General features: G+C 42.3%; 1 protein-coding gene. It reads right to left on the bottom strand.

The window, feature by feature from the left end; all coding sequences use genetic code 11:
- Positions 1-720: recombinase family protein (locus L696_RS0117625; protein ID WP_025684814.1), on the bottom strand; the 720-nt coding region annotated here is incomplete at its 3' end.
- Between the last annotated feature and the right edge of the window lie 122 nt (positions 721-842).

The raw sequence follows: 842 nt of genomic DNA, 5'->3' as shown, positions 1-842 counted from the left end.
GCCACCCGTGACTGTTTTAATGTGATCTCGCATCAAACCTCTAGCAATCGCCTGATAGCTTTTGCCATCCAGATACTCCTCGTATATGCGGCGTACAATCTCTGCTTCTGGCTCGTTAATCACCAATTCACCATGTTCATCCTTATCGTAGCCAAGGAAGCGAGTCGTGTTGCAGAAGACTTTGCCGTTTTGGAAGCCACGTAATATTCCCCATCGACTATTTTCAGAAATATTCCGGCTCTCGTCTTGAGCAAGTGAACTCAGAATGGTCAGTAATACTTCACCTGTTGTATCCAGTGTATTAATGTTCTCTCGTTCAAAGAATACAGCCACTCCGAGACTTTTAAGTTCCCGTACATATTTCAATAAATCCAGTGTATTCCTAGCAAACCTCGAAATCGACTTGACCAGTATAAGATCCAGTTTACCGTTTCGGGCATCCTGTATCATGCGATTAAAGTGCGTTCTATTTTTAGTGCTGGTTCCGGTGATGCCTTCATCTGCGTAAATATCAGCCATTTCCCATTCCAAGTTGTTTTGAATGTACTTTGTATAATGATTGACCTGATTGGTATAGCTCTCCTTTTGCTCCTCGGAATCTGTACTGACCCGGCAATAGGCAGCGACTTTCTTCTTTTGTATAGATTGAATTCCCTCTACGATGTCCATCGTTTTAATGGGAACGATCACAACTTTTTTTGCGGATGCGGCTTGTGCCATAGACGTTTCTCCCTTCGATATCTTCTTTATACGGTCACATGGTATAATGCTTTCGGCACATCATCAAGTCCATTTCTGCCCATGTTATAGCTACTTGAAAGATTTTTTATTAAGCTGGTCAA

The organism is Paenibacillus maysiensis (genome assembly GCF_000520815.1).
Taxonomy (GTDB): domain Bacteria; phylum Bacillota; class Bacilli; order Paenibacillales; family Paenibacillaceae; genus Paenibacillus; species Paenibacillus maysiensis.
This window is presented reverse-complemented; position numbering and strand designations above follow the sequence as displayed.